The organism is Glycocaulis sp., assembly GCF_052168375.1.
Taxonomy (GTDB): Bacteria; Pseudomonadota; Alphaproteobacteria; order Caulobacterales; family Maricaulaceae; genus Glycocaulis.
The window spans coordinates 1-6,971 of sequence record NZ_JBQLZR010000170.1; the positions used below are offsets into that span (position 1 = coordinate 1).

Annotated in this window: 5 protein-coding genes; 2 read left to right on the forward strand and 3 right to left on the reverse strand. The window is 63.4% G+C overall.

Annotation, left to right across the window (positions count from 1 at the left end; all coding sequences use genetic code 11):
- Positions 1-1,991, reverse strand: a 1,991-nt coding sequence (locus ACTS2Z_RS06815; RefSeq protein WP_442572469.1) for a ComEC/Rec2 family competence protein, incomplete at its 3' end; no start/stop codon positions are given.
- Between the two features lie 100 nt (positions 1,992-2,091).
- Between ACTS2Z_RS06815 and gltX the strand changes: the two genes are divergently transcribed.
- A complete protein-coding gene (gene gltX / locus ACTS2Z_RS06820) occupies positions 2,092-3,495 on the forward strand; it encodes a glutamate--tRNA ligase (protein WP_442572470.1) in 1,404 nt (467 codons plus the stop codon).
- A gap of 31 nt (positions 3,496-3,526) precedes the next feature.
- On the forward strand, positions 3,527-4,831 hold the full coding sequence (gene gltA / locus ACTS2Z_RS06825) for a citrate synthase (RefSeq protein WP_442572471.1): 1,305 nt from the start codon (positions 3,527-3,529) through the stop codon (positions 4,829-4,831).
- Positions 4,832-4,834: 3 nt separating this feature from the next.
- Here the strand turns inward: gltA and lpxB are convergent, their stop codons facing one another.
- Both lpxB and ACTS2Z_RS06835 read right to left on the reverse strand, forming a co-directional pair.
- Entirely contained in the window at positions 4,835-6,001 is a 1,167-nt protein-coding gene (gene lpxB, locus ACTS2Z_RS06830) for a lipid-A-disaccharide synthase (protein ID WP_442572472.1), read from the reverse strand.
- A gap of 17 nt (positions 6,002-6,018) precedes the next feature.
- On the reverse strand, positions 6,019-6,864 hold the full coding sequence (locus ACTS2Z_RS06835; protein ID WP_442572473.1) for an LpxI family protein: 846 nt from the start codon (positions 6,862-6,864) through the stop codon (positions 6,019-6,021).
- Positions 6,865-6,971: the final 107 nt, after the last annotated feature.

A 6,971-nucleotide genomic window follows, 5' to 3' on the forward strand; every position in this document is an offset into this window, starting at 1 on the left:
ACCGACCCGCGTGCGATGACGAGATCGGCTTTCGCGCAGTCCTCCTCCAGCGAGGCGGGATGTTCGCTAATGGCGACCCGCAAGCCTTCCCGGGTTACGATCAGGCAACCCAACGGGTCGCAGGCCTGCTCCCCGCGCGGCGCTGCATCAAGCCCCGTGCCTGCACGTTGCAACAGGACGCTGGCCTCGAACCGGCCGCGCCGCCGGTCACTGACAAGCCAGCTATCCTCGCTGCCCGCCTCGCCGGCGGCCGCACGATGCACCAGCACGCCCGATGACGTGATCATCATGTCGGGTGGCTCCGCGAGCGCCCACAAGGCGAGCGCAGAGGCGGCGAACGGCACACCTGCAAGCCTGACCAGGCCGCGCCCAAGAGTGGCAAGGGCGAACCCGGTCGCATAAAGTCCCAGCACCAGCCCGGTCGGCGCCAGTGCCGGCATGGCAGCTCCCGGCAGCGAGGCTGTCCAGCTTGCAATCGCCAGGACGACGTCCATGCCAGCGGCGCTGATCTGCAAGGGCAATGTGTGTAGCCCGAACGGGGCGAGCAGTAAGCCTACGACCCCCGCCGGCATGACCCAGAAGCTGAAGACCGGCATGGCCAGCAGGTTTGCCCCGAAGCCATAAGCGGCCATGCGCTGGAAGTGAAAGGCTGCAAAGAGGCCTGTCGCGCTGCCTGCAACAAGGCTGGTAACAGCGAGGCCCATGAATGCCGCCTGAAAGCGGGCCAGCCAGCCAAAGTCGGTCATGTCCCGCGTCATCCGCCAGCGCTGCCAGGCCTCATAGACGGCAATGAGCGCCGCCGTAGCGGCAAAACTCATCTGAAAGCCCGGCTCCACGACGCTTTGCGGCGCGAGAATGATGATGAGGAGCGCTGCCAGCGCCAGCGACTGGAAGGACACGGCCCGCCGCCCGATGAGAATTGCAAAGAACATCACGGCGGCCATCACGAAGGCACGCTGGGTAGAGACGGCTCCACCGGAAATGATGAGATAGCCAAGTGCAGCGATGAGCGCGATCAGCGCAGCTGGCCGGCGGGGATCATGCGCGCGGGCGAAAGGTTCGATCGCGGCAAAGAGCCAGCGGGCAGCAAAGTAGATCCCGCCCGCCAGCAGAGCCATGTGCATGCCGGAAATCGCCAGCAGATGGCCAAGTCCCGACAGTCGCAATGCTTCTGCCTGTTCCTCGCTCACGCCCGATCGCTCGCCGGTCAACAGGGCTGCAATGACTGCGCCGGACTGCGGCCCTGCGGCGTTGGCTATGCGATCGGCAAGCTGCCAGCGCCAGGCCAGAAACCGGCGAAAGGCTTCGTTGCCCTCAATGGCTTCGGGTGTCGGCCGCGTGATGGCAAAACCTGATAGCGCAATTCGCTGATACCAGGCCGCGCGCGCACCGTCATAACCACCGGCTGCCGCCGGTCCGCGCGGCGGAGCAAGAATGGCGGTGACCCGGATGCCATCTCCTGGTCGAAGCGTTTCCGTGTTGATGCGAATGCGAACACGAAACGGTGCTGCCTCTGCCTGCTCCAGCGTCTCGACCCGAAGCAATATGCGGCCCGAGGCGCCGCGCCGCTCTATCCGCTCCACCCAGCCTGTCAGGGTGGCCGGCCGGTCAGACGTCTCGATGAATGGGGGCACAAGGGTGAGCGTTCGCGCCTGCATGTGTGCGTGGCCTGCCAGCATGCATGCAGTGAGAAAGACCCCTGCCAGAAGCATCGGTCTGGACCGCAGGAAAACCGTCGCGGCCAGCAATGCTGCCACGAGGCTCCAGAACACCGGAACAAGCGCAGGAGGAGGCTCAACTGCCAGGGAGATATAGATCGCAGCACCGAGGCCCGCAGCGACCGGCATCCACAGAAGAAGGTCGGCTGCACGCACCGCACGGGAGGGTAGCAAAGGCGTGACAAGCCGCATGAATACAGCACGTTCGGCACCGGAGACCGGGTTGCGGCCACGGCGCACGGAAGACCATAGCGAGCGCAGATACCGGCGCATGCAGCCACCCAGTGTTGTCACTTCAGCGGTGAGACTATCTCTTTAGGGCCCTAACATGCTAATCATCCCGTCCCCTTCGCAGCGCAGCAACTTCTCGCACGTGCAAAACAGACCCGGCATCATCACGCGTTTCGCTCCGTCTCCTACCGGCTTCCTCCATATTGGCGGGGCCAGAACGGCGCTGTTCAACTATCTGTTTGCGCGCAAGATGGGCGGTCAATTCAAGCTGCGCATTGAAGATACTGACCGCGAACGCTCCACCACAGAGGCGGTTGACGCGATTCTGGACGGTCTGCGCTGGTTGGGGCTCGACTGGGACGGAAACGCCATCTCCCAGTTCGCACAGGCCGACAGACATCGTGAGGTAGCACAAGAGCTGATCGATCAGGGCAAGGCCTTCCGCTGCTACTGCACGCCTGAAGAGGTCGAAGCCCTGCGGGCCGAAGCCTTTGCACAGGGCCGCGCCTTGCGCTCCCCCTGGCGCGATGGCGGAACGCCGCCCGAGGACCGCCGGTTCACCGTCCGCTTCCGCGCACCCGACTCTGATGTGGTGCTGAGCGATGCCGTCCAGGGCGAGGTGCGCTGGGCCGCCAAAGAGTTTGACGATCTCATCCTCCTGCGCGCCGATGGCAACCCGACCTATAATCTCGCGGTGGTAGTCGATGACCACGATATGGGCGTGACCCATATCATCCGGGGCGACGACCATCTGGTGAATGGCGGACGTCAGGCCCAGCTTTACGATGCGCTGGGCTGGGACCGGCCGGTCTTTGCCCACATACCGCTCATCCACGGGCCGGACGGCAAGAAACTCTCAAAGCGTCATGGCGCTCTCGGCGCAGAGGCCTATCGCGATATGGGCTATCTGCCAGAAGGCCTTCGCAATTATCTCGCGCGTCTCGGCTGGAGCCATGGTGACCAGGAATTGTTCAGCGACAGCGAACTTGTCGAGGCCTTCTCGCTCGACGGGCTGAACAAGGCCCCTGCCCGGCTCGACTTCGACAAGATGGCTTTCGTCAATCACCACCATATGCGGCTCGCCGATAATGACCGGCTTTTGACGCTGCTAACCGCCCGTCTGGAAGGCCAGGACGGACTTGTGGATGGCGCGGTGGCGAACGCACGGTTAACGCCTGCCATGGACATGCTGAAAGAGCGTTCTAAAACACTCGCTGAAATGGAAGTGCAGGCCTATTTCCTTCTCCGCCAGCGCCCGTTCGAACTGGACGATGCAGCGGCCAAACACGTGGTTCCGGAAACCATCGAACGCCTTGCGCGGTTGCGTACTGTGCTTGCAGGGCTGGGTGACTGGACGGCGGAAGGAATTGGAGAGGCGCTGAAAGCTTTTGCCGAATCCGAAAGCGTTGGATTTGGCAAGGTTGGCCAGCCCCTGCGCGCCGTGATGACAGGTGGCGCGCCTGCGCCCGACATGAGCCTTGTCCTTGCCCTTCTGGGCCGGGACGAAACCCTTGCCAGGCTGGATGATCAAACCCGCCCGGCCTGAACAGACCTGATTTTGTGAAGGGATTGGACCGATGAAGAACAAGACCGAGAAAAAGGGCTCCGCCCAGCTCACCGTGAATGGCAAGACGATCGAGCTGCCGGTACTGGGCGGTTCGGTAGGCCCGGATGTTATCGACATCCGCACGCTCTACCGCGATAGCGGCATGTTCACCTACGATCCTGGCTTCACCTCGACGGCCAGCTGCGAGAGCCAGATCACCTATATCGACGGTGATGAAGGCGTGCTGCTTTATCGCGGCTATCCTATTGACCAGCTGGCGGAAAATTCCTCGTTCATCGAGGTTTCCTACCTGCTCCTTCACGGTGAACTGCCCAACGCCAAGGAGCTGGAAGAGTTCGACTGGACAATCCGCCGCCACACCATGCTGCATGACCAGTTCGACCAGTTCTTCCGCGGCTACCGCCGCGATGCGCACCCGATGGCGGTGATGGTCGGCACGGTCGGCGCGCTTTCCGCCTTCTATCACGACTCCACCGACATCAACGATCCACAAGCCCGCACGATCGCCAGCCATCGCATGATCGCCAAGATGCCGACCATTGCGGCGCGTGCCTTCAAGTATCATGTCGGCCAGCCCTTCATCAGCCCGCGCAACGATCTGGACTACGCCTCGAACTTCCTGCGCATGTGCTTTGCGGTGCCGGCAGAGGACTACAAGGTCTCTCCGACGCTCGCCCGGGCGATGGACCGCATCTTCATCCTGCACGCCGACCACGAGCAGAACGCGTCGACCTCGACCGTGCGCCTCGCCGGCTCGTCGGGCGCCAATCCGTTTGCGTGTATCGCAGCGGGCATCGCCTCGCTCTGGGGCCCGGCCCATGGCGGCGCCAACGAGGCTGCCCTCAACATGCTCGAGGAGATCGGCTCGGTTGACCGCATTCCTGAATTCATCAAGCGCGCCAAGGACAAGGACGATCCGTTCCGCCTGATGGGCTTCGGCCACCGCGTGTACAAGAATTACGACCCGCGCGCGAAGGTGATGCGTACCACCTGCCACGAAGTGCTTGACGAGCTGGGCGTGAAGAATGACCCGCTCCTGCAGGTCGCGATGGAGCTGGAGCGTATCGCGCTCGAAGACCCGTACTTCGTCGAGAAGAAGCTCTACCCGAACATCGACTTCTATTCGGGCATCACGCTTCGCGCGATGGGCTTCCCGACCGAAATGTTCACCGTGCTGTTTGCGCTGGCGCGCACCGTCGGCTGGATCGCGCAATGGTCTGAAATGATCGAGGACCCGACCCAGAAGATCGGCCGTCCGCGTCAGGTGTTCACCGGTGCCACAGAGCGCCAGTACGTGCCCGTCAACAAGCGCTAGGCGCTAAAGCGGACCGAGTTTGAGGAGGGCGCGGGCGGCATTGACGCTCGCGCCCTCTCCATGTCCGGCCATTACTGACGTAATGGACTTCAATTCCGCCGAAACCGACGCCCGGTGCGCGGCGTCATCAAGCAGCTCCGCCATGGCTGGCACGAGATATTCGGGCACCGCGCGGGTTTGCAGGCGTTCAGGCAGCAATTCCTTGCCGGCGGCGATATTCACCAGGCTGACAAACGGCGCCTTCAGCATGAAGTTCCACGCAATGGTCCACGCTATCGGCCCCAGGCGATAACCGACCACACTAGGCACGCCCATGCGTGACAACTCCAGAGTCACGGTCCCTGAACACGCGAGCGCCGCATCAGCCGCGGCAAAAGCGTCGAGGCGTTCCTCCGGACCTGCAATGATCATGGTGTCGAGTGCAGTACGGCCCGCCAGACCGCTCCGGACGATTTCCGCCACCGACGGCGCCACCACAGTGACAAGGCGCAAGTCCGGCCGCCCCTGCACGAGCGCCTCTGCAGTATCGGCAAAATCGTCGAACAGGCGCTCTACCTCGGCCTTGCGGCTGCCGAACAGCACCAGCATCAGTCGGGCCTCTGGCGCTATGCCATGGCGCTTGCGGAAACCCTCCCCGTCCCCTGTGAGATCGCGTTCCAGCGCGGGATTGCCGACGACTGTCGTTGGCAGGCCGTACGGCTCGAAATACTCAGGATCGAAGGGATGAATGGCGAGCAGATTGTCCACGGCGCGTGCGAGTGCCTTGGCACGTCCGGGCCGCGTGGCAAAGGCCTGGGGGCCAATGTATTTGACGATACGGGCCTTGGGACAGGCTTCCCGCATCTTCCAGGCCACGCGCAGCATGAAACCCCAGGAATCGATCAGCACGACCTGATCAGCACCAAAGGCCGCAGCCGCCCTCGCGCACTGGTCTGCCCGCTCATGGACCAGACGCCAGACACGAAGCCCGTCAAAGAGGCCCAGCACTGAAAGCGCGGAGAGGTCTATGTCGGTGGCAATGCCTTCGGCGGCCATTGCTTCGCGGCCGACACCGGCGATTTCAATAGCCGGGTGCTCTGCGCGCAGCGCCCTGACAAGTTCGGCGCCGACCAGATCGCCGGATGTTTCGGCCGCAACGATGAAGACCCGCAAAGGTTTGCCTGAATGCATGGGTCCGTGTTCCGTCCCTAGCTACCCGGCTTGATGCCGATAACGAAAATGCCGTGCCGGCGGGCAGCCTCGTCAACGGCTTCACGCCCCAGGATAAGCGCGGCGCCCGCTTCCACCGCGATGCCGGCAAGGCCGGCGGCAGCGGCCCGCTCCACAGTAGCGACACCGACAACCGGCAGGTCGATACGGCGCTCCTGCTGGGGTTTGGGCCGCTTTGCCAGAACGCCCCTTGGCGAGCCCTTGATCCCACGAATGTTTTCGGGCAGTTCCGCAACCCGGCGGAGCATGGCGTCTGTGCCTTCCTGCGCCTCCAGCGCAAGCACCAGACCATCGCAGACCACAGCCCCTTGCCCTGCATCAATGACGCCAATCGCGGCGGCAATCTGCATGGCCTTGGCAATGTCGCCCTGATGGGGCTCCATCACAGCATCGCCGCCGATACGCCCCTCTGTCGCCAGAAGCGATGAAGACAGTGTATCGGCGCCAACGACCTGAAAGCCCTGGCTTTCGAAAGCATCAATCACGACGCGCAAGAGGGCGTCGTCGCCGCGCACCGCAGCCGCCAGAAGGCGGGGAAGCAGTTTTGCGCCCTCAAGGTCAGGCACAAAGCTGCGAAAATCCGGACGCGTCACAATACCTGCGAAGCAGACGGCGTCGCATCCGGCCGCTTTCAGGTCGCGGATGACATGCCCGAACTGCCCGATCGTGCGAACTGTCGGCTGGTCATAGTCGGCAGGGTCGGCGAAGCCGGACAGCGCGATGACGGAGCCAAGACGCCCCTCGGCTGCACACGCCTCAGCCACGAGGCGCGGCAAGGCACCGCCACCTGCAATCAGGCCCAGTCGTGTCCAGCCTTCACTCATGGCGCTCAGCCCTGTTCAGGCCCGCACAAGGGGCGGGCCGCCGGTGCCTTCACGAAATTGATGACTTCCATCACCTCTGGGCGCGCCTCGAAGAGCCGTCCGGCATC